This is a genomic window from Rhizobium sp. 862_C5_N1_2 (assembly GCF_051811205.1).
In the GTDB taxonomy this organism is placed as follows: Bacteria; Pseudomonadota; Alphaproteobacteria; order Rhizobiales; family Rhizobiaceae; genus Rhizobium; species Rhizobium leguminosarum.
Window position 1 is genome coordinate 1,544,190 of sequence record NZ_JBPWPT010000001.1, and the last position, 21,776, is coordinate 1,565,965.

The 21,776-nt window shown below is 59.8% G+C and carries 23 protein-coding genes; 15 read left to right on the top strand and 8 right to left on the bottom strand.

Going from position 1 to position 21,776, the window contains the following annotated elements:
* Positions 1-61 precede the first annotated feature (61 nt).
* Entirely contained in the window at positions 62-238 is a 177-nt protein-coding gene (locus ACD590_RS07810; protein ID WP_018241692.1) for a hypothetical protein, read from the bottom strand.
* A gap of 166 nt (positions 239-404) precedes the next feature.
* On the opposite strand from ACD590_RS07810, the gene ACD590_RS07815 reads away from it, so the two are divergent.
* Positions 405-1,256: a class I SAM-dependent methyltransferase gene (locus ACD590_RS07815; RefSeq protein WP_247266187.1), complete on the top strand. Its 852-nt coding sequence runs from the start codon at positions 405-407 to the stop codon at positions 1,254-1,256.
* A 52-nt stretch (positions 1,257-1,308) separates the two neighbouring features.
* Here the strand turns inward: ACD590_RS07815 and ACD590_RS07820 are convergent, their stop codons facing one another.
* Entirely contained in the window at positions 1,309-1,602 is a 294-nt protein-coding gene (locus ACD590_RS07820) for a hypothetical protein (protein ID WP_047622352.1), read from the bottom strand.
* Positions 1,603-1,801: 199 nt separating this feature from the next.
* On the opposite strand from ACD590_RS07820, the gene ACD590_RS07825 reads away from it, so the two are divergent.
* From ACD590_RS07825 to ACD590_RS07850, 6 genes are all read left to right on the top strand, one after another.
* Complete coding sequence (locus tag ACD590_RS07825) at positions 1,802-2,200, top strand: DUF1236 domain-containing protein (RefSeq protein WP_026230571.1); 399 nt, start codon at positions 1,802-1,804, stop codon at positions 2,198-2,200.
* A 161-nt stretch (positions 2,201-2,361) separates the two neighbouring features.
* Positions 2,362-2,529, top strand: coding sequence for a hypothetical protein (locus tag ACD590_RS07830; RefSeq protein ID WP_018241696.1), 168 nt, complete (start codon positions 2,362-2,364; stop codon positions 2,527-2,529).
* The gene (locus ACD590_RS07835) at positions 2,526-3,107 is read left to right on the top strand and encodes a BA14K family protein (RefSeq protein ID WP_439002393.1); all 582 of its coding nucleotides are present in this window, start codon (positions 2,526-2,528) and stop codon (positions 3,105-3,107) included. The genes ACD590_RS07830 and ACD590_RS07835 overlap by 4 nt, the downstream gene beginning before the upstream one ends.
* A 122-nt stretch (positions 3,108-3,229) precedes the next feature.
* The gene (locus ACD590_RS07840; RefSeq protein WP_018241698.1) at positions 3,230-3,544 is read left to right on the top strand and encodes a hypothetical protein; all 315 of its coding nucleotides are present in this window, start codon (positions 3,230-3,232) and stop codon (positions 3,542-3,544) included.
* A gap of 61 nt (positions 3,545-3,605) precedes the next feature.
* Complete coding sequence (locus tag ACD590_RS07845) at positions 3,606-4,490, top strand: hypothetical protein (RefSeq protein ID WP_247264413.1); 885 nt, start codon at positions 3,606-3,608, stop codon at positions 4,488-4,490.
* Positions 4,491-4,654: 164 nt separating this feature from the next.
* Complete coding sequence (locus ACD590_RS07850) at positions 4,655-5,656, top strand: L,D-transpeptidase family protein (protein WP_247264412.1); 1,002 nt, start codon at positions 4,655-4,657, stop codon at positions 5,654-5,656.
* A 65-nt stretch (positions 5,657-5,721) separates the two neighbouring features.
* Here the strand turns inward: ACD590_RS07850 and ACD590_RS07855 are convergent, their stop codons facing one another.
* Positions 5,722-6,513 (bottom strand): phenylalanine 4-monooxygenase, encoded by a 792-nt coding sequence (locus tag ACD590_RS07855; RefSeq protein ID WP_439002394.1) that lies wholly within the window; start codon positions 6,511-6,513, stop codon positions 5,722-5,724.
* A 123-nt stretch (positions 6,514-6,636) separates the two neighbouring features.
* On the opposite strand from ACD590_RS07855, the gene ACD590_RS07860 reads away from it, so the two are divergent.
* Positions 6,637-7,098: an Lrp/AsnC family transcriptional regulator gene (locus ACD590_RS07860; RefSeq protein WP_003547665.1), complete on the top strand. Its 462-nt coding sequence runs from the start codon at positions 6,637-6,639 to the stop codon at positions 7,096-7,098.
* Positions 7,099-7,151: 53 nt separating this feature from the next.
* On the opposite strand, the gene ACD590_RS07865 is transcribed toward ACD590_RS07860, so the two are convergent.
* Positions 7,152-7,631: an Lrp/AsnC family transcriptional regulator gene (locus ACD590_RS07865; RefSeq protein WP_003558671.1), complete on the bottom strand. Its 480-nt coding sequence runs from the start codon at positions 7,629-7,631 to the stop codon at positions 7,152-7,154.
* Between the two features lie 129 nt (positions 7,632-7,760).
* Between ACD590_RS07865 and hppD the strand changes: the two genes are divergently transcribed.
* From hppD to maiA, 4 genes are all read left to right on the top strand, one after another.
* Positions 7,761-8,870, top strand: a complete 1,110-nt coding sequence (hppD, locus tag ACD590_RS07870) for a 4-hydroxyphenylpyruvate dioxygenase (protein WP_130716247.1) — start codon at positions 7,761-7,763, stop codon at positions 8,868-8,870.
* Between the two features lie 64 nt (positions 8,871-8,934).
* Positions 8,935-10,296, top strand: a complete 1,362-nt coding sequence (gene hmgA, locus ACD590_RS07875) for a homogentisate 1,2-dioxygenase (RefSeq protein ID WP_247264409.1) — start codon at positions 8,935-8,937, stop codon at positions 10,294-10,296.
* A gap of 40 nt (positions 10,297-10,336) precedes the next feature.
* Positions 10,337-11,362 carry a fumarylacetoacetate hydrolase family protein gene (locus tag ACD590_RS07880; protein WP_247264408.1) on the top strand — a complete coding sequence of 342 codons (1,026 nt, stop codon included), beginning with the start codon at positions 10,337-10,339 and terminating at the stop codon, positions 11,360-11,362.
* The gene (maiA, locus tag ACD590_RS07885) at positions 11,359-11,991 is read left to right on the top strand and encodes a maleylacetoacetate isomerase (RefSeq protein ID WP_018445721.1); all 633 of its coding nucleotides are present in this window, start codon (positions 11,359-11,361) and stop codon (positions 11,989-11,991) included. The genes ACD590_RS07880 and maiA overlap by 4 nt, the downstream gene beginning before the upstream one ends.
* Positions 11,992-12,101: 110 nt before the next feature.
* Here maiA and ACD590_RS07890 read toward each other — a convergent pair whose 3' ends face one another.
* On the bottom strand, positions 12,102-12,572 hold the full coding sequence (locus ACD590_RS07890) for an MEKHLA domain-containing protein (RefSeq protein WP_247264407.1): 471 nt from the start codon (positions 12,570-12,572) through the stop codon (positions 12,102-12,104).
* A 421-nt stretch (positions 12,573-12,993) separates the two neighbouring features.
* Here ACD590_RS07890 and ACD590_RS07895 point away from each other — a divergent pair, with 421 nt between their 5' ends.
* Positions 12,994-14,325 (top strand): hypothetical protein, encoded by a 1,332-nt coding sequence (locus ACD590_RS07895; RefSeq protein ID WP_247264406.1) that lies wholly within the window; start codon positions 12,994-12,996, stop codon positions 14,323-14,325.
* Between the two features lie 83 nt (positions 14,326-14,408).
* Positions 14,409-15,677 carry a patatin-like phospholipase family protein gene (locus ACD590_RS07900; protein ID WP_247264405.1) on the top strand — a complete coding sequence of 423 codons (1,269 nt, stop codon included), beginning with the start codon at positions 14,409-14,411 and terminating at the stop codon, positions 15,675-15,677.
* A 256-nt stretch (positions 15,678-15,933) separates the two neighbouring features.
* On the opposite strand, the gene ACD590_RS07905 is transcribed toward ACD590_RS07900, so the two are convergent.
* The gene (locus ACD590_RS07905) at positions 15,934-19,749 is read right to left on the bottom strand and encodes a vitamin B12-dependent ribonucleotide reductase (RefSeq protein ID WP_439002395.1); all 3,816 of its coding nucleotides are present in this window, start codon (positions 19,747-19,749) and stop codon (positions 15,934-15,936) included.
* A gap of 121 nt (positions 19,750-19,870) precedes the next feature.
* On the opposite strand from ACD590_RS07905, the gene ACD590_RS07910 reads away from it, so the two are divergent.
* Positions 19,871-20,152 (top strand): hypothetical protein, encoded by a 282-nt coding sequence (locus ACD590_RS07910; RefSeq protein WP_439002396.1) that lies wholly within the window; start codon positions 19,871-19,873, stop codon positions 20,150-20,152.
* 186 nt (positions 20,153-20,338) lie between these two features.
* Here ACD590_RS07910 and ACD590_RS07915 read toward each other — a convergent pair whose 3' ends face one another.
* Positions 20,339-20,929, bottom strand: a complete 591-nt coding sequence (locus ACD590_RS07915; protein ID WP_018241713.1) for a hypothetical protein — start codon at positions 20,927-20,929, stop codon at positions 20,339-20,341.
* Between the two features lie 183 nt (positions 20,930-21,112).
* Positions 21,113-21,607 carry a xanthine phosphoribosyltransferase gene (gpt, locus tag ACD590_RS07920; protein ID WP_018241714.1) on the bottom strand — a complete coding sequence of 165 codons (495 nt, stop codon included), beginning with the start codon at positions 21,605-21,607 and terminating at the stop codon, positions 21,113-21,115.
* Between the last annotated feature and the right edge of the window lie 169 nt (positions 21,608-21,776).

Below are 21,776 nucleotides of genomic sequence, written 5' to 3' on the forward strand. Positions count from 1 at the left end.
TTGATACCGGTAAGAGACTGCCCGATTAACCTACCGCGTCTTTAGAGTTTTCCAAACAGCGTCAGGGCACATTCCTGGTGTCGAAGACCTCGGCGCCTCTTATGCTCTGGGTCAGCCCGACGGTATCGCCCGACATGGCTGCGCCAAACACGTAGAGAAGGGCGGCCAGAACGATAACAAGGGCGAAGACGGACGCGTTACAGGCGTCATTCACTCTGGATCTATGACTCTGGTTCATGTTCGGATCTCCTTCAGTATCGTTCGAAACGGCGCGAGTCCGATGCGCGTTCCACCTCCGGGACTTCGGTCGGAGGAGGTTGGGACCAAGGTCTGACCCCCGTAGACATCGGCAGATACAGACATACTTCCTGGCCGACCGACTTGGGTTTGGAGGCTTGTGAGTGATGATTTCCATGGACTTCGAAGGCAGCGCCCGCGCCGCATCTATCGCTTCTCTCCAGCCGTTCGAGCAAGGCGTCGCCGAATTTTACGACAGCCATCTCGTGCCGATTCTCTTCGAGCCCAATGCCTCGGAGATGGCGATCGTCGCCGAGCGATTGAAGCCGGGCAGCGTTCTCGAAGTCGCGGCAGGGACGGGCGCCTTGACTCGTGCTCTGCGGGCGACGCTTGATCCGGCAACGGAGATCGTTGCCACCGATCTCAGCCAGGCGATGATCGACGTTGGCGCACCATCGCTGACGATGTCGCGGACCCACTGGATGCACGCCGATGCGCAAGATCTCCCGTTCGCGTCTTCGATGTTCGATCTCGTCGTCTGCCAGTTCGGCGTAATGTTCTTTCCGGATAAGCTGAAGGCTTATGGCGAGGCCAAAAGAGTGTTGCGGAACGGAGGTCGTTTCCTGTTCTCGACGTGGGATTCAATCGAGGCCAACGACTTCGCAAGATGTGTGGACGAATGCCTGGGAAGCCTCTTCCCGTCGGATCCGCCGGATTTTTTCAGGCGCTTGCAATATTCCTACTTCGACCCCGATCCGATCAAGGCGCAGCTGACTTCGGCGGGGTTTGACGCGGTATCCTGCGATCGGGTCGAATTGACGTCAGTCGCGGCCACCGCGCGCGACGTGGCTGCGGCGTTCTGCCAAGGCACTCCGCTCAGGGGAGAGGTCGAACGGCGGGTGCCGGAGGAGCGTATGCCGGAAATCGTCGCTCAAGTGGCCGAGCGCGTGGAATCGCGCTACGGAGCCCGTCCTTGCGGCGGCATGAGCGCGCTCATCGTCGCCTGCCGCGCACCATAAGACTCCGTGGCGCAGGCTGTCGTCTCAATCAGGCGATACCGTCGCAAGAGATCTATCCGCCCGGGTATGACGGCTCGTCGGACTTCAACTGGTGCGCGTAGGAGGCTTCCTCTATCGCGCAGATGACGTGCCGCTCGATCACCAAACAGGTTTCGTCGTACTCTAGCACCAGGTTCGGATTGAACCGTCGCCTTCGAACGGAGTCGCGGGCTTCGACTGCCATCTGATAGGCTTCGAAGAGCTCCAGCTGCCACGGGTCGCGCGCTTCCATGATCAACTTCCGCATATGCGGCAGACGCATCGCCAGGCGCCTGCGTCCGGCTTCCCGGCGGTTGGATCGCGCCATCTCTTTCGATCTCCTGCTTATGCCCGCGATTATGCGGGGTTCTCGATCTTGAATTAGCGTCGGCAACGGGCCTTGGAATGGGTTTGGGACCAAAGGCCGGGGTCGATCAGACTGAGGTCTGAGGCGTGGAACGACCCTGCGTCCAGCTAGTTGGTTGGCAGCGGTCACGAAGGCCGCCTCGAAACAGAAGGAGGAGAAAATGATCTCCAAGCTTATCGTCGGTGCGGCAACTGCCGCGACCCTCATGTCGGGCGTCGCATTCGCCCAGTCCTCGACCGTCAACGGTGCCGCCGGTGGCGCGGTCACTGGGGCGATCGTCGGCGGCCCCGTTGGCGCAGCTGTCGGCGGCGTTGCCGGCGCAGTCGTTGGAACCGTGATCGATCCGCCGCCGCAAAAGGTCGTCACCTATGTCCGCGAGGCTCCGGCACCATCGGCGCGCGTGGTCGTGAAGGAGAAGGTTGTCGTCGGTCAGCCCCTGCCGGAGACGGTTGTCGTAACGCCTATTCCGGATGACCCGACCTATGCTTATGCGGTGGTCAATGATGAACGTGTCATCGTCGAACCGTCGTCCCGCAAGGTGATCCAGGTCATCAAGTGATCTGATCCTACACGCGGCCTCTGCCGCGTCCTCCATCCGGAAATCATCGCTCAAAGTCCGGGAACCGCCGCACGACCGACGGCAGCGTCGTCGTGCGGCCAAAAACAGCCGATGCCCCCGGCGGCGACCCCCGCCGCCGGAGCGCCAGCGAGGAGAGGAACATGATCTATTCCGAAGAGAAATCCGGTGGTCTGGCCGTGCCGCTGATCGCCATCCTGCTGGCAATCGCCGGCATTCTCGCCGTGCTTGTCGCCACCGGTGGCCGACATAGCAGTGCCGCCGGCCGTGTCTGGGTTCCACAGGTTCAACAGCAGGGGTCGGGACAATGAAAGCCATCGCATCCGTTGCCTTTGGCATCTTAAGCTCGGTCGGGGCCTGCGTCGCTGCCGCATCTGTCGCATCCTATGTCGTGGCGGATTCCGAACCTCACGCCTTCAAGGAGCTCGCAGCGCGCGATCTATGGACGACGACGCCGGTAAAAGTCGATCCTCGGCAGCAGCCCTATGAACGAATTCCGCCTCTCTATTCCAGCTATGTGACCGAGGCGTCGGCGAGCACGGCGTCAGCGGCAAGGCCCGATTCGGCTCGCCCGCCAGCCGAACTTCAGACACCGCAGCCCAGACTTTCGGCCGCGCATCTTGCCTGGTGTGGGGAACGTTATCGCTCTTTCGATCCCACGACCAACAGCTATCGATCCTATAGCGGTGAGACCCGCGATTGCGCTTCGCCGTTCCCGCGGGCTGTCACCGAGGCCGATCAAGGCGTCGGCACGAAAGTGAATGCACAGGCGGCAGCCCGGTGCGCCGCTCGCTACAAGTCGTATCGACCGGAAGACAATACGTATCAACCATGGGAAGGACCGCGGCGCAGTTGCGACATGTCGGATCTCGTTGCGACGAGCAATTGATTATCGGCGGTGGTCGCGCGGTGCGGATCACGCTGCACCATGCTGGTGAATCAGACTAAAGTCCGTGTTGCAAACGCTACGGTTGTGATACCCGGTTGTATTAGAGTGTTGGAGATCAGGGGATGGCAACGGCGCTGATAACAGAAATCCAGCAGGCGCAGACAAGGCTTCCGCTCTTGAGCCGAGCGGATCGAGCAGCCCTTATCGTTCGCATCCTCCGCGAGCTGAAGACGCATCGGCGGGAGGTTCTCGCAAATGTGCCGGCCGAGCGCTGCGTTTGGATCGACAGGCTGATTGCGTCCGTGTCCTCGACGATACCGGAAATCGTCAACATGCTGGACGCCGAGTTCAATCGTGTCTTGAGCGAGTTCGAAAAGCTGATCGCGACGCTCGATGACATCTCGCATACCGAGAAACGGTCGAAGACAATTCACTGAGAGGGCAGCCAAGCGAGCGCCTTATCGGAAACCGATCGCTGCGCGTTAGCGTTCTCCTTCCATGACCGAATCCAAATCCGCCGCTGATCACGACAAGGCTCCGTCCGGCGAAGACGGTGCGAAGCCCGGCGCGGACATTTCTTTCCCTTACGACAGGATGACCGTCGAGCAATTCCGAAGACGCTTCCCCCGTGCCCGCTGGAGCGATGCCCGCCAGGCCTGGTTCGTTCCCGGGCGGACTGCGTCCCGCCGCATCGGACGATGGCTTGCCGAGATCGAGTCCGAAGCCGACGCCCATGCGGACGCAAAGGGACGCGACGCCTTCGCCTTCGATCCCATCGACAGTCCATATCTCGAACTCGGCAAGGCAGGCTTCCGAATCCGCACGCCGTATTCGAAGACCGTCGTCGACGAATTGCGCGAGGTGCCATTCTCACGGTGGGACGGCGATCTCAGGATTTGGCACGTTCCCTTCCGGTCCTATGAGGAACTCCGGCGCAGATGGCCCGAGATCGAGGCGGCGGCTCGCAGAAACGAGCCGGAAGAGAGACGACGTCGAGCCGAGGAGCGGAAGGGGACCGAACAGGAGATGCGCAGCAAACTCCGCTCTGCGGAACGAAAGCGTCACCGTTACCCGCTTCAGAGCGACGACCTGCCGCCAATAGGACGTCCTGTGGTCACCGCCTATGGAATCGTCGTCTTTAGCGAAATCTCAGGCGAACTGGTCGACCCGAGTGTCGTTGCGGACTTTTATCCCGGCGTGACCGAGGATCACGTCTGGGGATATTGGCGGGTGCCCACACTCGAAGAACTCATCCGCACCTGGCCCGCGAAAATGCTTCCGGTTCAGAACGCCGCGTGGTGGCTGCCGACGATCGAGGAACTGAGGCCGACCCGTCGCACGGCAAGGTCGCGCGAAGCCAGGAAACAAGCGAAGACGCCGTGACCGCTGCTTGCTCCTTCTGATCAACTGGCGGTTGTACTGAAATTTACTGAGGCTGGACGTTGAAATCATCGTGAACAGAAGCCGGCGGTTCCGCTGAAGACGTAGCTGTCGCCAAAATTCTCCGGCCGCTCTCGCGCAGTGGAACAAGTTCCGGCTCCAGCCATTTGTCGTCCATGAAAACAGCCCTGCCGATGTCGCTGCTCGCCCTGGCCATTTCCGTTGGCGGCGCCGCCGCGCGGGAACTTCGACCCGAAGCCATCAATACCGCTTCGATTGCTTCCATTGGCGCGGAGAAGCCGGCTCCAGCAGATCCAGACCCGGCGATCGTCCGCCTTCAAGTTTTGCTCGACCGAGCGGGCGCGTCTCCCGGCGTGATCGATGGCCTCTCCGGCGAGAACGTCAACAAGGCCGTGGCCGGTTTCGAGGCTATGAACGATCTTCCCGTCGACGGCAGGCTGGATGCGGAAGTCGTCTCCCGGCTGGAAGGCAATGCCCCCATCGTCGAGAGCTACGTCGTCTCGGCCGACGATGCCAAGGGTCTCGTTGACAAGATCCCCGAAGACTATGGCGAGAAGGCAAAGATGCAGAGCCTGGGATATACGAGCGTTGCCGAGAAGCTATCCGAGCGGTTTCACATGGGGATCGATCTGGTAAACGCGCTCAATCCCACTTCGCAGTTTGCGCCCGGCGATACGGTGTGGGTCGTGACCCCCGGCCCGCCGAGGGAAGGAAAGGTCAAGACGATCGAAGCCAACAAGAAAACGGGACAGGTGCTGGCCTTTGCCGGGGACGGATCACTGCTTGCCGTCTATCCCGCGACGATCGGAAGCGAAGACAATCCGGCGCCGTCGGGCAAGCATAAGGTCAAGGGCGTCGCCAGGATGCCGGTCTACCGATACGACCCGAAGCGCAACTTCAAGCAGGGCAAGAACGACAAGGTCCTGACGATCCCGAAAGGGCCGAACGGTCCGGTCGGCACGGTCTGGATCGACCTGACCGAGCCGACCTATGGAATACATGGGACGCCGGAGCCCAAACTCATCGACAAGGTGGGATCGCACGGTTGCGTGCGGCTGACGAACTGGGACGCCGAAGAGCTGGCCGGTATGGTCAAGCCAGGCGTGCTGGTGGATTTCGTCAATCGAAGTTCAGCCACGCCGAAGTGAGGGGGAATCCGTCGCGATCCCACTCTTCTCTGGCTTGTCGCTCGCGAGGTATTGCCTGCGGCGATTCACGAAGCTTTGGCTTCGAAAGCCGGCGCGAAATCACCCAGTGATTTTGCCTTCAGGATCGTGGCCTCGATATCCTGCTCCACGATCGCTTCAAGATCGGCGAAGCTGTCGATGACATAGTAGATCGGCTGGAGGATATCGATCCGGTAGGGCGTCCTCAGCACGCTGAGCAGATCGAACGGCCGGAATTCGCACGCCTTGCCTTCCATTGCCGCCTTCGCTTCGCTTGGCGATGAGACAATACCCGCGCCGAAGCAGCGGCGGCCTTGCGGCGTATTGATCAGGCCGAATTCGACGGTGAACCAGAAGATGCGGAACAGATGCCATGAATAGCCCTTGCCGAGGCGGACGGCCGTCTCGCCGAAATGCCGGACGAAATTGGCATAGCTCTGGTTGGTGAGCATGGGGCAGTGGCCGAAAACCTCGTGGAACAGGTCCGGCTCCTCGATATAGTCGATATGCTCGCGACGGCGCAGGAAGGTTGCAAGCGGGAATTTGCCTTGCGACAGAAGCTCATAAAAGCGCGACGGCGGAATGAGCGCCGGCACGCCTTCGACGCCGAAGCCGGTGGTCTCGTTCAGGCGTCTGTTGACGTCGAGAAGCTGAGGCACCTTGTCGGGCTTCAGCCCCAGCATTTTGACGCCGTCCAGATATTCGCGGCAGGCCGTATCGGCCAGCAACCTCATCTGACGCCGATAGAGTTCGCCCCATATCGCATCTTCGTCCGGGGTGTAGTCATACAAACCGTCCGGGCCGGGCAGTTTGGCGGTATAGCTGCTTTCCTTGGTCATAGGCTGATCCTCCCAGGCACGGCTCTATTCCTGCCATTATGATCCGGGTTTGGAGGATTTTCTTTTCTTTCATGCTGGCTATTGCCATAGTGATGGCAAATCTTCCCGAAAGTGACGCATAAAATGAAAGAACCTGGGAATTTTCGCCGAAAGCTTCTGCAACTCGTCCAGGCCGATGGTAGCCTTTCGCTGGCAGACTTGGCGGAAAAGGCCGGCATGTCGCAGAGCTCAGCCTGGCGGAAAATCCAGGAGCTGGAAGCCGACGGCGTCATCCGCAAGCGGGTGACCCTGCTCGATCCGGGCAAACTCGATCTCAAGCTCTGCGTCATCGCGCATGTGACGCTGGAGGATCACCACGAAGAGGCGGTTGCGTCTTTCGCTTCGGTAGTGCTGGAGCGGCCGGAAATCATGGAGTGCTATGCCCTATCAGGCGCCTTCGACTACATGCTGAAGATAAGGGCAAGCGACGTGGAAAGCTACGAAGCCTTCATGACCCGCTATCTGATGCGCAACCCGCATGTGCGCACAGTGGTCTCGAGCTTTGTGCTGCGCGAGCTGAAATTCTCGACCGAACTGCCGCTCTGATTTAGATATCTGCGCAGGGCGATACCGTCACATCACCACGTGCTGTCGCCATGTCAATGGCCCGGCATGAGCACTGGAAAGCCTTCGAATGTCTTCAGTGTATCGAGGACGATCGACGTCTTCACGTGTTGCACCGATTCGTGGGGCAGGAGAACGTCGTTGACGAATTTGGAGAGGTCGGCGAGCCCGCGGGTCGCGACCGTCAGGTGATAGTCCATTTCACCGGTTAGCGCATAGGCTTCGAGAACTTCCGGAAGTCCGTTGATCAGTTGCGAAAACCGGCGGGCATTGTCTCTGTTATGGGTCGCAAGCGTCACTGAAATAACCACCAGCATATCCAGACCCAACTTCTGCCGATCGAGGTAGGCGCGGTAGCTGCGGATATATCCCTCAGCCTCGAGTCTCGTTCGCCGGCGAGAGCATTGCGACGGTGAAAGCGCAATCCGCTCCCCCAGCTCGTTGTTCGTCAACCTGCCGTCCTTTTGAAGTTCCTGGAGCAGGCGCAAATCCAATTTGTCGAGCGGTTCATCCATTGCACGAAATCTCCAAAATACTCACGGATCGTGCATAATCTCTTCCTAGAGCATAAAGAATGCAAGAACTTTGCACGCGTTTTGGGCCACACTTTGCATAGAAATGCAATCTCCTCTGGAGGAAAGAAAATGGGTCCCTTCCCACATGATGCGCCGCCCTCGGAAATCACCGCCGACAATCCGGCCGGCACCGACGGCTTCGAATTCGTCGAATTCGCCCATCCCGAGCCCGAGAAACTGCGCGAGCTTTTTACACGCATGGGCTACGTCGTTGTCGCCAGGCACAAGACGAAAGACATCACCGTCTGGCGCCAGGGTGATATCAACTATGTCCTGAACGCCGAACCCGGCAGTCATGCCGCCCGTTTCGTCGCAAACCATGGCCCCTGCGCCCCATCGATGGCATGGCGCGTCGTCGACGCCAAGCACACCTTCGACCACGCGGTATCAAAAGGTGCGGTTCCCTATGAGGGAGACGACAAGGCGCTCGACGTCCCGGCGATTGTCGGCATTGGCGGCTCGCTGCTCTATTTCGTCGAGACCTATGGGGAAAAGGGATCGGCTTACGAAGCCGAGTTCGATTGGCTTGGCGAGCGCGACCCGCATCCCCAGGGGATCGGCTTCTATTATCTCGACCATCTGACGCACAACGTCTTCCGCGGCAACATGGACAAGTGGTGGGATTTTTACCGCAACCTGTTCAATTTCAAGCAGATCCACTTCTTCGATATCGACGGCCGCATCACCGGCCTGGTGAGCCGCGCCATCACCTCGCCCTGCGGCAAGATCCGCATACCGCTGAATGAATCGAAGGACGACACCAGCCAGATCGAGGAATATCTAAAGAAGTACCGGGGCGAGGGCATCCAGCACATCGCCGTTGGAACAGAGGACATTTACGACGCCACCGACAGGCTTGCCGACAACGGCCTGCGCTTCATGCCGGGTCCGCCGGAGACCTATTACGACATGTCCTATGAACGCGTGAACGGCCATAGCGAACCGATCGAGCGCATGAAGAAGCACGGCATCCTCATCGACGGTGAAGGCGTGGTGAATGGCGGCATGACGAAAATTCTGCTGCAGATCTTCTCCAAGACCGTCATCGGCCCGATCTTCTTCGAATTCATCCAGCGCAAGGGTGACGAGGGCTTCGGCGAAGGCAATTTCCGGGCTCTCTTCGAGTCGATCGAGGCCGATCAGATCAAGCGTGGTGTCATCGGGACTGCAGCGGAGTAAACTCTGCAGCGCCGCGCGTCTGGAAAGGTGCGCGGCGCAGGAGGGTTACGGGAGGAGTGGAGCAATGGACCAGACATCGATCCAGACGTCCGACGGTGAAGCCGCGACGGCAAACAGGCTGAAATATATGCCGGGGTTCGGCAATGACTTCGAAACCGAGTCGCTTCCCGGTGCCTTGCCGCAGGGTCAGAACAGCCCGCAGAAATGCAATTACGGTCTTTATGCGGAGCAGCTTTCCGGCTCGCCATTCACCGCGCCGCGCGGGACGAACGAAAGGTCCTGGCTCTATCGCATTCGCCCGAGCGTGCGTCACACCCGCCGCTTCTCCAACGCATCCTATCCGCTCTGGAAAACGGCGCCTTGCCTCGACGAGCACTCGCTTCCTCTGGGCCAGCTTCGCTGGGATCCCATCCCCGCGCCCGCGGAGAGACTGACCTTTCTCGAAGGGGTGCGGACAGTCACGACGGCAGGCGATGCCACCACCCAGGTGGGCATGTCAGCCCATGCCTACGTCTTCAATGAGGACATGGTCGACGATTACTTCTTCAACGCCGACGGTGAACTGCTGATCGTGCCGCAGCTCGGCGCCATCAGAGTGTTCACCGAAATGGGCATCATCGATGTCGAGCCCCTGGAAATATGTCTCATCCCGCGTGGCATGATGTTCAAGGTTCTCAAGGGCGGCGAGCAGACGGTCTGGCGGGGTTATATATGCGAGAATTACGGCGCCAAATTCACGCTGCCGGACCGCGGACCGATCGGCGCCAACTGCCTGGCAAACCCGCGTGACTTCAAGACACCTGTCGCCGCTTTCGAGGATAAGGAAACGCCTTGCCGCGTGCATGTGAAGTGGTGCGGAAAATTCTATGTCACGGAGATCGGCCACTCGCCCCTCGATGTGGTCGCCTGGCACGGCAATTACGCGCCTTACAAATACGACTTGCGGACATTTTCTCCGGTCGGCGCCATCAGCTTCGACCATCCCGATCCGTCGATCTTTTCGGTGCTGACCGCGCCCACCGAAGATGCCGGCACGGCAAATGTCGATTTCGTGATTTTTCCGCCGCGCTGGCTGGTCGCCGAACACACCTTCCGTCCGCCTTGGTACCACCGCAACATCATGAGCGAGTTCATGGGCCTGATCCATGGCCAGTATGACGCCAAGGAGGAGGGCTTCGTGCCGGGCGGCATGAGCCTGCACAACATGATGCTTCCCCACGGGCCGGACGCGCTTGCCTTCGAAAAGGCATCCAATACCGAGCTCAAACCGGTGAAGCTCGACCACACCATGGCCTTCATGTTCGAGACCAGGTACCCGCAGCAATTGACGAAATACGCAGCCGAGCTCGAAACGCTGCAGGATAATTACCTCGAGTGCTGGGACGGCCTGGAACGCAAGTTCGACGGAACCCCCGGGCTCAAGTGATGCATCAAGCAAAGACACCCTCCGGCACTGGAATTAAGATATGAAGCTTGCGACCTTGAAGGACTCCACGAGGGACGGCCGGCTCGTCGTCGTTTCCCGCGACCTGACCCGCTGTTCGGAGGTCGGTCACATTGCCCGGACCCTGCAGGCGGCGCTCGACGACTGGGAGCATGTGGCTCCGAGACTTCAGCTGATTGCCGAAGGCGTCGAGACCGGAGCCCAGCCGACGATCCGGTTTCACGAACATGACGCTACGTCACCTTTGCCGCGGGCCTACCAATGGGCCGATGGTTCCGCTTACGTCAACCATGTCGAACTGGTGCGTAAGGCGCGCGGCGCCGAGATGCCTGCAAGCTTCTGGACCGATCCGCTGATCTATCAAGGCGGGTCGGACGCTTTCCTCGCGCCGCGCGATCCGATCGTGGCGGTTGACGAGGCTTACGGGATCGACATGGAAGGCGAGGTCGCGGCCATTACCGGCGACGTCGCCATGGGTTCCAGCCCAGAAGCCGCACGCGGCGCCATCCGCCTGCTGATGCTCGTCAACGACGTGTCGCTGCGCGGTCTGATCCCGGGCGAACTGGCAAAGGGATTTGGTTTCTTCCAGTCGAAGCCGGCATCGGCATTTTCTCCGGTCGCGGTGACGCCGGACGAGCTCGGAGATGCCTGGGACGGCGGCAAGCTACATCTTCCGCTGCTGGTGAGCTTGAACGGCAAGCCATTCGGCAAAGCCAACGCCGGTATCGACATGACCTTCGATTTTGGCCAACTGATCGCCCATGCCGCCAAAACCCGTAACCTCCTGGCCGGAACGATTATCGGCTCGGGAACAGTGTCCAACAAGCTCGACGGCGGCCCCGGCAAGCCGGTGGAAGAGGGAGGAGACGGCTACTCCTGCATCGCCGAACTCAGGATGATCGAGGCCATCGACACCGGATCCCCGAGGACTCCCTTCATGAAGTTCGGGGATCAGGTCCGCATAGAGATGAAGGATAAGGCCGGTCATTCGATCTTCGGGGCGATCGAGCAGACTGTCGAAAAATACCAACGGGCCGACCCGCGATGAACGAGGTCGTTCTTTACGACTACTGGCGATCATCGGCGAGCTATCGCGTCCGCATCGCGCTCAATCTCTTGGGCATCGATTATAAGACCGTGCCCATCAACCTGCTGGAGGGCGCGCACAGGACGCCGGACTATCTCACGCTCAACCCGCAGGGCTTCGTGCCGACATTGGTGATCGACGGGAAAACACTGACCCAGTCGCTGGCAATCATCGAATATCTGGCCGAGCTTCGGCCGGAATGCGGATTGTTGCCACCTGACATTGCCGATCGCCAGAAAGTCCGCGCCCTTGCCTATGCGGTCGCCATGGACATCCATCCGATCTGCAACTTGCATGTCGTGTCGCATCTGATGACCATGACGGATAAGGCCGATGCCCGCGAGGAATGGATGAAGCATTTCATTGCCGACGGACTGCGCAAACTGGAAGCCATGATCGGCGAATTTGATGGAGCATTCAGCTTTGGCGACAGGCCGACGATGGCGGATCTCTGTCTGGTTCCACAGGTCTACAACGCCCGCCGCTGGGGAGTAGATATGACCGCTTTCAAAGGCATCGTCGATATCGACGCCAAATGCGCCAAACTGCCGGCATTTCAGGCGGCGCATCCTGACCGCGTGAAACCGTAGCTTCATTGCGATAAAACTCGGATCAAGTCCGAGGACAGGAATGAGGGAGCAGAGAGCGTATAGCAAGAACCGCTAAGCTACGTTTGCCGCTCCCCCCCGGGACGGCGACATTACGCGTCCCGCCACGAAGGGAATATCGCAGCCTGGCCCAACCGCTTCCCGGTTTCATCGATGAGCTGCCAGACGGTCACATCCTCGATCCAGAAACGGCGCCCCGATTTCGCGATCCTGAGACCGCGCGCATTGTCGACAAAACCATCGTGCGTGACGGCGTCCAGCAGCCGCTGGCGCTCGGCGCGATCAGGCTGCTCGGCCGAAAGCCGCGACGGCAGCGCAGTAAATTCATCCCAGCTATATTCGAAGCAGTTCTGCGCGGTGCGGTTGGCGTAGATGAAGCGCGGGTCGGGCGCGGTGTTGTGAGCGAGGACCACGAAGGATGCATCGTTGTAGAGCCAGTCTGGCCCATGCCCGTCCTGGACAAGACGACGGCCGGTGATGCGCCGGTAGCTTTCGGTGAGGAGGGAGAAGAAATCGGCATCGCTCCTCAGATCGAGGGCGTGATTGTCATAGGCAAAAGTCACGAAGTGCCTCGTTGGTCGAATGCTTGGATGCAGGTGACATAATCGATATTCATTGCATCGGTCTACAACGCCCGCCGCTCGGGAAGTAATATGGTCGATTTCAAGCGCGGCGGATATCGATGGCATCGCGTCGAACTGCTGGCGTTCAGCCGGCGCGTCCCGACGAATGCGGACAGGGATCTCGCGATTGTGCGAGGAACCGGCGTTTACCTTGTCTCATCACTTCTGATTGTGCCGCTTGCCAGAAGATCGCCCCTTGTGCATTGATCGGTATTAACATTCTCTGCGAAGCTATTGTTCTTCTGACCGTAATCGGCGTCGGCGGTCGCCGATGAGGTCGGGCTTCACGGGCAGGTGATTTCATCATCCGGCTATACAGAGCTGCCAAGCTATGCTGCGAATGACGACAGGAGATATACAGGTGCTCGAGGGCTGGGTAAGAATGCGCAAATCCGTCTCGTTGATATCGCTGCTGCTGGCGTTCGTCGCCATGGCCGGAGAGGGGCATGCAGCAATTTCCTACCAACGTGTGGACGGCGCCCCGGGACGTGGTCTGGTGATAAAGGGCGTGTTTGAATTCTCCGACGATCCGACGCAGCTTGTCGACGAATACACGCAGTACCAAGCGGACTATATCAGCTTTGACTCGCCCGGCGGAAACGTGGTCACCGCGATCAGGTTCGGCCGCGCCATCCGCGCACTGAATGCGAGAACGCTCCAGATCAGAGCCTTGGAATGTGCATCGGCTTGCGCCTTCGCCTTCGTCGGTGGCGTCGAAAGGTTCGCCGAGCCGGGCTCGATCGGCGTGCATCGGATTTCCCTATCCGACGATGTCCCCATGGACAACAAATTGGCAGTCTCGACCGTTCAATTGATGACCGGCGAGATCATCGGCTATCTCACCGACATGGGAGTAAGCCCCAATCTGCTGCAGCTCAGCCTGTCGATCGACAGCACCGATATACGGTATCTCACCGCTGCGGAAATGCGAGACTGGAACATCAACACGCCCGAGGATATGCCCTCGGCGCAGGAAAGCGCGCCGCCCCGGCCAGGCGCCGCACCGCAGGAGAGCGCAACACCCGCCGACATGCCGTCAGACCCCAGCGCTTCCGAGGAGGTGGCCGCCTCCGAACCCGGCGACCTGACCACGGAGGCGGTTGATTTCGTCAACCGATACAATGACGAATGGTCGAAAGACAGTGCCTCGGCGTTGGCCTTTATGAAGGGCGTCTATGCCGACGAGGTCTCCTTCTTCGGAAACTCGGTCGACAAAGACGCCGTCCTGAAGGAAAAGGCAGCCTTCGCCCAACGCTGGCCGGAGCGCATCTACAGCGTCAAGCCGGGCTCCGTAACTGCCAGCTGTGCCGGAAAATGCGAAATGTCGGGAATTGTCGAGTGGTTTGCCGGAAACAGGGACACGGGTAAGACGTCCGCCGGGATGGCGGAATTCTCTTTCGTGTGGAACACGGCCTCTCTACAGATCGAGTCTGAGACCGGAAAGGTGCTCGCCACGGACAAGGGGGCCAAGGCACCGGATCGGTTGATCCATCAGTGGACAGGACTGGACGATATCTGCCGCACGAGTGTCGATCGCGACGGGCCTGAGACGCTACGGGCATGCAAACGGCGCGACGAACTCGGTCCGCTGCTCAATCGCGCGGACTGGTGTTACGGCCATAAGGACGAGGCCGGAATAAATTGGGATTGGCACAAATGCGATGCCAACTCCCGCCGATATACGAGTCAGTAGAGCGCAGGCCCAAAGACGAGCGACCGTTGGTTTGCCCGGAGGAAGAAATGTTGGGAAACTCAGATTCCTGAGTGAGGCCGAGCATGTCGGAAAACGAACATTCCCGATCGAACACCGTCCTGCCGGGTTCTGACGAACCCGACAAGCCGGCCGAGCGCTACCAACTCGGCCTCTGCCTTTCGGGCGGCGGCTATCGGGCCATGCTTTTCCATGCGGGATCGCTTGCGAGACTCAACGAGGCCGGTCTTCTGGCGAAACTCGATATGATCTCGTCGGTCTCGGGCGGATCTATCGCATCCGGCCTGCTGGCCTATGTGTGGCCACGGCTGATCTTCGAGAACGAGGTCGCCGTCAACTTCAAGACTGAATACCTCAATCGCATTCTGGCCTTCAGTCAGGTGTTCGCGGATGGGCCGTGCTTCCTGAAGGGCGTGTTCAACCCCTTCTCGAGCGCGGCGGAGGAAGCCGCTAAACTCTACGAGCGGCATCTCTTCGACGGAAAATCACCAAGCCTGAGCGATCTTCCGAGATCGCCCTGGTTCGTATTTTGCTCCAGCAATCTCAGCACCGGTTCACTCTTCCGGATGTCCAACCGCTATCTCGCGGATTACAGGATCGGGGTGTCGTTTCAACCGACACTTTCGCTCGCGACCGCGGTTGCCGCTTCGGCGGCATTCCCGCCCGTGCTGTCACCGCTGCGACTGGACCTATCGCAGTTTTCCTGGAAAAGGGAAAAACTCGATGACACCGTTGGCGAACCGGCTGCTCCGGGCAGGGTAATATTGAGCGACGGTGGCATCTATGACAATCACGGCATCGAGCCGGCGCTGAAACGCTGCGATTGCTTGTTTGTCAGCGATGCCGGAGCGCCTTGGCGATCCTCGACCCACGGATACTGGAACTATCTCTCCCAGCTCAAGCGCGTTCTCGATACGACCGACAATCAGGTGCGGTCGTTGAGGCGCCGAGACCTGATCGGTGGCTTCAAGGCCGCAAAACAGGCTGATAGGCTTGGCCTCGACGATCTCGCGAAATCGGCTCTGCGCGCGAGAACGCGCGGCGTCTATTGGTCGATCGACAGCAAGGACGTCGAGCTCAAGCCCAACGCGTCCTACACGCTGCCGCCGTCGTCGGTCGTTCCCTCGGAGGTCGGCACCTATCTCCATTTTCTGGGCGCGAAGGAGACGGAGTATCTGACGAACTGGGGGCACTACGTGTGCGACGCGATGCTCAACCGGTTCTATCAATCGCCCTTGGCTCCATCGTCCGGCCCGCCATTGGTTGCCGGAACCGTGAAGCCGGCTTGGGCGGCGAGGGCCAGCAAGCGCCTGTTCGACTTTCTTCCCTTTTAAACGAAAGCCGGGGGCCGGTTAAAGCGGGGCCAGCGGGATCCGGCGAGATTGCCCCAGCAGTCGAAAATCCTACATTAAGCCTGAGGAAGAACGAACGTATCGACCGGTACGATGATCGGTTGTTTCTGGCTCCCTTCGGCGGCGAAGCTGAAGGGCCCCAAAGTTCCAACTTCAATATTGTTTATGAAAGTATGAGAGGCCCGGTTGCCCGGACCTCCCACGATATTTTTAGAACCGAAGAGTAGGAAGAGCCTACTCAGCTGCACCCGCTCGTCGCACCACACGTGTCGCACTTCTCGCAGGTGCCATTCCGCACCATCGTAAAATTCTGGCACTCCGAGCACATGTTGCCGGTATAGCCCTGCATGATCGAGCGCTGGCGGCGCTCGGCTTCACGCTTCTTCGCTTCGGATTTCGCCGTTGCCGCGTCGGCTGCCGCCTTGTCGGAGAAGAGTGCCGTTGCGTCGCTGGTGATTTCCTCGGTCACCTCTTCGGCGATCTCTTCCGCCAATTCCTTGGCCCGCTCCTCGTAGTCGCGCTTGAAGGCAACGATTTCGGAGGTGGAGACGGCAATCGTCGGCTCCAGCTTGCGGGCAGCGCTGCCTGCAAAGGCAGTCACGGTGCCGGTGGAGGCGGCGCGGGCAGGGGCTGATGTGGCAGCACCCTTGGGTTCGCCTGCCTGGCGTTCGCCGCCGGTGCCGGACACCAGTGTCGGCTTGTAGCCGCGGGTCCAGCCGGTGGAGAGCAGGTTGGTTTTGCCTTCCTGGATGCCCTTGCCGAGTGCCGTGTTCGAGAAATCAGACGTATCGACATGGGCCAGGTCGTGGCGGCCGAGATAGGAAACGGCAAGCTCGCGGAAGACATAGTCGAGGATCGACGTGGCGTTCTTGATCGCGTCATTGCCGATGACCATGCCGGCCGGCTCGAACTTGGTGAAGGTGAAGGCCTCGACATATTCCTCGAGCGGCACGCCATATTGCAGGCCGAGCGAGATGGCGATGGCGAAATTGTTCATCATTGCACGGAAGGCAGCACCTTCCTTGTGCATGTCGATGAAGATCTCGCCGATGCGGCCGTCGCCGAATTCGCCGGTGCGGAGATAGACCTTATGTCCGCCGACGGCGGCCTTCTGGGTATAGCCCTGGCGGCGGTTCGGCAGCTTCTCGCGTTCGCGGGAAACACGCTCGACCACCCGCTCGATGATCTTCTCGGTAACAGTGACGGCCTGGGCGGCGAAGGGCGCCTGCAGCAGTTCCTCCAGCGCATCCTCGTCGTCTTCGTCTTCGATCAGCGAGGCATTGAGCGGCTGCGACAGCTTCGAGCCGTCGCGATAGAGCGCGTTGGCCTTGAGGCCAAGCTTCCAGGAGAGCATGTAGGCGTTCTTGCAATCCTCGACGGTCGCCTCGTTCGGCATGTTGATCGTCTTGGAAATTGCGCCCGAGATGAACGGCTGGGCAGCCGCCATCATGCGGATATGGCTTTCCACAGAGAGGTAGCGCTTGCCGATCTTGCCGCAGGGATTGGCGCAATCGAAGACCGGCAGGTGTTCCGCCTTCAGGAAAGGCGCGCCTTCCAGCGTCATCGCACCGCAAACGTGGATGTTGGCCGCTTCGATGTCCTTCTTCGAGAAGCCGATATGGTCGAGCAGGCTGAAGCTCATGTCGGCCAGCTGTTCGTCCGAAACCTTCAGCGTCTCCTTCAGGAAGTCGGCGCCCAGCGTCCACTGGTTGAAGACGAACTTGATGTCGAAGGCGCTCTTCAGCGCGGCGTTGACGGCTTCCACCTTCTCGTCGGTGAAGCCCTTGGTCTTCAGCGTCGATGGATTGACAGCCGGCGCCTGGTTCAGATTGCCATGGCCGACGGCATAGGCCTCGATCTCGGCGATCTGGCTTTCGGAATAGCCGAGCGTGCGCAGCGCGTCGGGCACGGCGCGGTTGATGATCTTGAAGTAGCCGCCACCGGCGAGCTTCTTGAACTTGACGAGGGCAAAGTCGGGCTCGATGCCGGTGGTATCGCAATCCATGACGAGACCGATCGTGCCTGTGGGCGCGATGACCGAGACCTGCGCATTGCGGTAGCCATGCTGTTCACCGAGCTCGAGCGCTTTGTCCCAGGCCGACTTGGCGTGGGCGACGAGATCCTGGTCCGGGTTTTCCGAATGGATCAGCGCGACCGGGTTGATCGACAGGGCCTCATAGCCGGAGGTTTCGCCATGAGCGGCGCGGCGATGGTTGCGAATGACCCTGAGCATGCTCTCGCGGTTCGGCGCGAAGTTCGGGAACGGGCCGAGTTCGGCAGCCATTTCGGCCGAGGTCGCATAGCAGACACCGGTCATGATCGCGGTCAGCGAGCCTGCAATGGCGCGGGCCTCAGTGGAGTCATAGGGAATGCCCGACGACATCAGCAGGCCGCCGATATTGGCGTAGCCAAGGCCGAGCGTGCGGTATTCGTAAGAGAGTTCGGCAATGCGCTTCGACGGGAACTGCGCCATCATCACCGAGACTTCGAGCACGACCGTCCACAGGCGAACTGCATGTTCGTAATCGGCGATGTTGATGCGCTTGGTAGCCTTGTCCTTGAACTGCAGCAGGTTCAGCGAGGCAAGGTTGCAGGCCGTGTCATCGAGGAACATGTATTCCGAGCACGGGTTCGAGCCGCGGATCGGGCCGCCGGCCGGCGAAGTGTGCCAGTCGTTCATCGTCGTATTGAAGTGGATGCCCGGATCGGCCGAAGCCCAGGCAGCGTAGGAAATCGTTTCCCAGAGATCGCGGGCCTTGAGCGTCTTCATCACGCGGCCGTCCTTGCGGGCGGTCAGGTTCCATTCGCCATCATTCTCGACGGCGCGCAAGAAGTCGTCCTTGATCGAGACGGAGTTGTTGGAGTTCTGGCCGGATACCGTGAGGTAGGCTTCCGAGTCCCAATCCGTGTCGTAGGTCTTGAATTGGAGATCCTTGTAGCCCTGGCGGGCGAACTGGATGACGCGCTGGACGTAGTTCTCAGGAACCTGGTCCTTCTTGGCGGCGCGGATTTCGCGCTTCAGGGCAGGGTTCTTGTTGGGATCGTAGCAATCGCCGTTGTCACCGCCTTCGCAGTTGAAGCATGCCTTCATGATCGCCTTCAGATGCTTGGCGACGACCTTCGAGCCGGTCACGAGAGCCGCGACCTTCTGCTCTTCCTTGACCTTCCAGTTGATGTATTCCTCGATATCGGGATGGTCGATATCGACGACCACCATCTTGGCGGCGCGGCGCGTCGTGCCGCCCGATTTGATGGCGCCGGCGGCGCGGTCGCCAATCTTCAGGAAGCTCATCAGGCCGGAGGAACGGCCGCCGCCGGAAAGCTTTTCGCCTTCGCCGCGCAGCATCGAGAAGTTGGAACCGGTACCAGAGCCGTATTTGAAGAGGCGCGCCTCACGCACCCAGAGGTCCATGATGCCGCCTTCGTTGACGAGGTCGTCCTCGACAGACTGGATGAAGCAGGCATGCGGCTGCGGGTGTTCATAGGCCGACTTGGACTTGGTCAGCTTGCCGGTGAAGGGGTCGACGTAGAAATGGCCCTGGCCGGGACCATCGATGCCGTAGGCCCAGTGCAGGCCGGTGTTGAACCACTGCGGCGAGTTCGGGGCGACGCGCTGGGTGGCGAGCATGTAGGCAAGCTCGTCCTTGAAGGCCGAGGCATCTTCCTCGGAGGAGAAATAGCCGCCCTTCCAGCCCCAATAGGTCCAGGTGCCGGCAAGACGGTCGAAGACCTGGCGCGCATCGATTTCGGAGCCGGTCTGCTCATCCTTAGACAGGGTCTTCAGCGCAGCATCGTCGGGAACGGAGCGCCACAGGAAGGAAGGAACATCGTTTTCCTCGACCTTCTTCAGCCGGGTGGGAACGCCGGCCTTGCGAAAATACTTCTGCGCCAGAACGTCGGTCGCGACCTGGGAGAACTGCGCGGGAACGTCGATATTCTCGAGGCGGAACACGACCGAACCGTCAGGGTTCTTGATCTCGCTCGTCGCCTTGCGGAATTCGATATCCGCATAGGCGCCTTGGCCGGCCTTCGTGAAACGACGTTCGATGCGCATGGTCTTGACCTCGTGTTGGCGCCCGGTCCCCGCGACCGGGGCGCAAAATTCCTATCCGGCGGCACTTTGTCGTCGCGCAGCCAGTCTCGTTTCCGTATCGTGACAGGGGTGTCATCCGGAGATGATCTTCCTGTATCTTGTGGTGATGGTGGCTGCAAACACTAAATATAGTATTAACAGCTTATTATCGCCAGCCCCGATGTCACTTTTTTTGGAGGCTGAAAACCGCGCAAAAATCCTGTCAGGCCTGAACCGTTCCCGGTCCATCGCCCTGATTCCGCGTCCTAATTTTCAAAAGGGAACCGGGCTCGTTACCTCCGGTCCTGTCGCCGCCGCAACATCAGAAACATTAAAGTTTGAAACAGCTGATTCCGTCAAGGGCTGGCTTTTAATTGATTGCTAACCACAACATGTTGTGGATGCGCCTGTGGAGATTGGGGAAAGCCGGGGAGCGCTGATATTACAATGGCTTGCAGGTGTTGCCGGCTAAGGAAAACGTCGGAACGGCAAAAAAGCGTCCCGCGGCAAATCTTGTGATGGCATTTCCGGTGCAAATGGGCATGCCGATTCGCACGGGTGCAAGTGCCTGTCAGAGCGCATCGATGGCGATGGTGACGATGGCGACGCCAATCGGCCTGTTCTCTTCGTCCATGACGACGAAACTCGCCTGCGTTTCGAGATTCTGGGTGGATTCGTTGCGTTCGGCCCGGTCGATGAAGATCTCCCGGGAGCTGTTGGCGAAGGTTCTGAGATATTTCTCCTCGTCGCCCTGCCAATAGTCGGCGGTGACGGTGCTCTGACCGACGTTCAGCCCATGCGAGTCGGTGACGAAAAATTCGAGGATCGCCCCTTGTGAGGTGTCCTGCCTGGCTTTCAGGTAATGCGACACGGATTTGTCGAGCAGCAGCGTGACCATGTGCAGTTGGTGCTGATCGACCTCCGACCGGTAGGTCTCGTCGAGCACCCGCATATCCATTTCGCTGACATTGCCGAATTTCGCATTCTGTTCGGCAATGGCTTTCAGCACCAAGGGCGTTTCCACCATCGGCCGGACCTGCTTCTCGACGTAGTCGCGCACGAGGGGAATGTAGGCTGGCTCAGCGCGGACAGGCGCCAGCGGAAATAGAAAGGTCGCCAACCCGACGGTCACAACTGCCCCGATATGCCCCCACCGCGCCATCTTGCTTCCTTATATCGCATCGTTTGCTGCACGCTTTAAGCGCAATTTGACGCGATTCGCAGCTGCCGAGTTTATGCGAATAAGATAAAATAGATGTGCAGATCCCGATAGCGGATTCAGAAAACCTCGCCGACAAAATCTGGAACAATTTCAAGTGGTAAAGTCGAAGGATGCGCGTTGCGATCAGCGCGCGCCCTTGGCGATCGGCTCCTGATAGGTGAAGCCCATGTCCCAAGGGAAGTAGATCCAGGTATCCTGGCTCACCTCGGTGATGAAGGTGTCGACGGTCGGCACGCCCTTCGGCTTGGCATAGACGCAGGCGAAATGTGCCTTCGGCAGCATCGTGCGCACCTGAGCGGCGGTCTTGCCGGTATCCGTCAGATCGTCGACGACGAGCACGCTTTCGCCGCCATTTTCCTGAAGTTCGGGCGCTATGCCCTTGAGCAGCACCATGTCCCCCTGGTTCACATAGTCATGATAGGACGCGACGCAGACGGTCTCGATCAGCCGGATGTTCAGTTCGCGCGAGATGATCGCTGCCGGAACGAGGCCGCCGCGGGTGATGCAGACGATCGCCTTGAACGTCTGATCAAGGCCGGCAAGCCGCCAGGCAAGCGCGCGCGCATCGCGGTGGAACTGATCCCAGGAAACGGGAAAGGCTTTATCGGGAAGGGACATCGGGCTGCTCCGCGGCATGAAAAAACGACACGCCGTTTGCCGGCGACCGGACGGGCTTGAAGCGGCGATTGGCAAAACGCAAATCGCGCAGCCGGAACTGCGCGAGATGGGGCCGAGGCTCGAAGCTGTCATCGGTCGCCGCAATTAGCGGGATTTGCCGGCAAAAGGC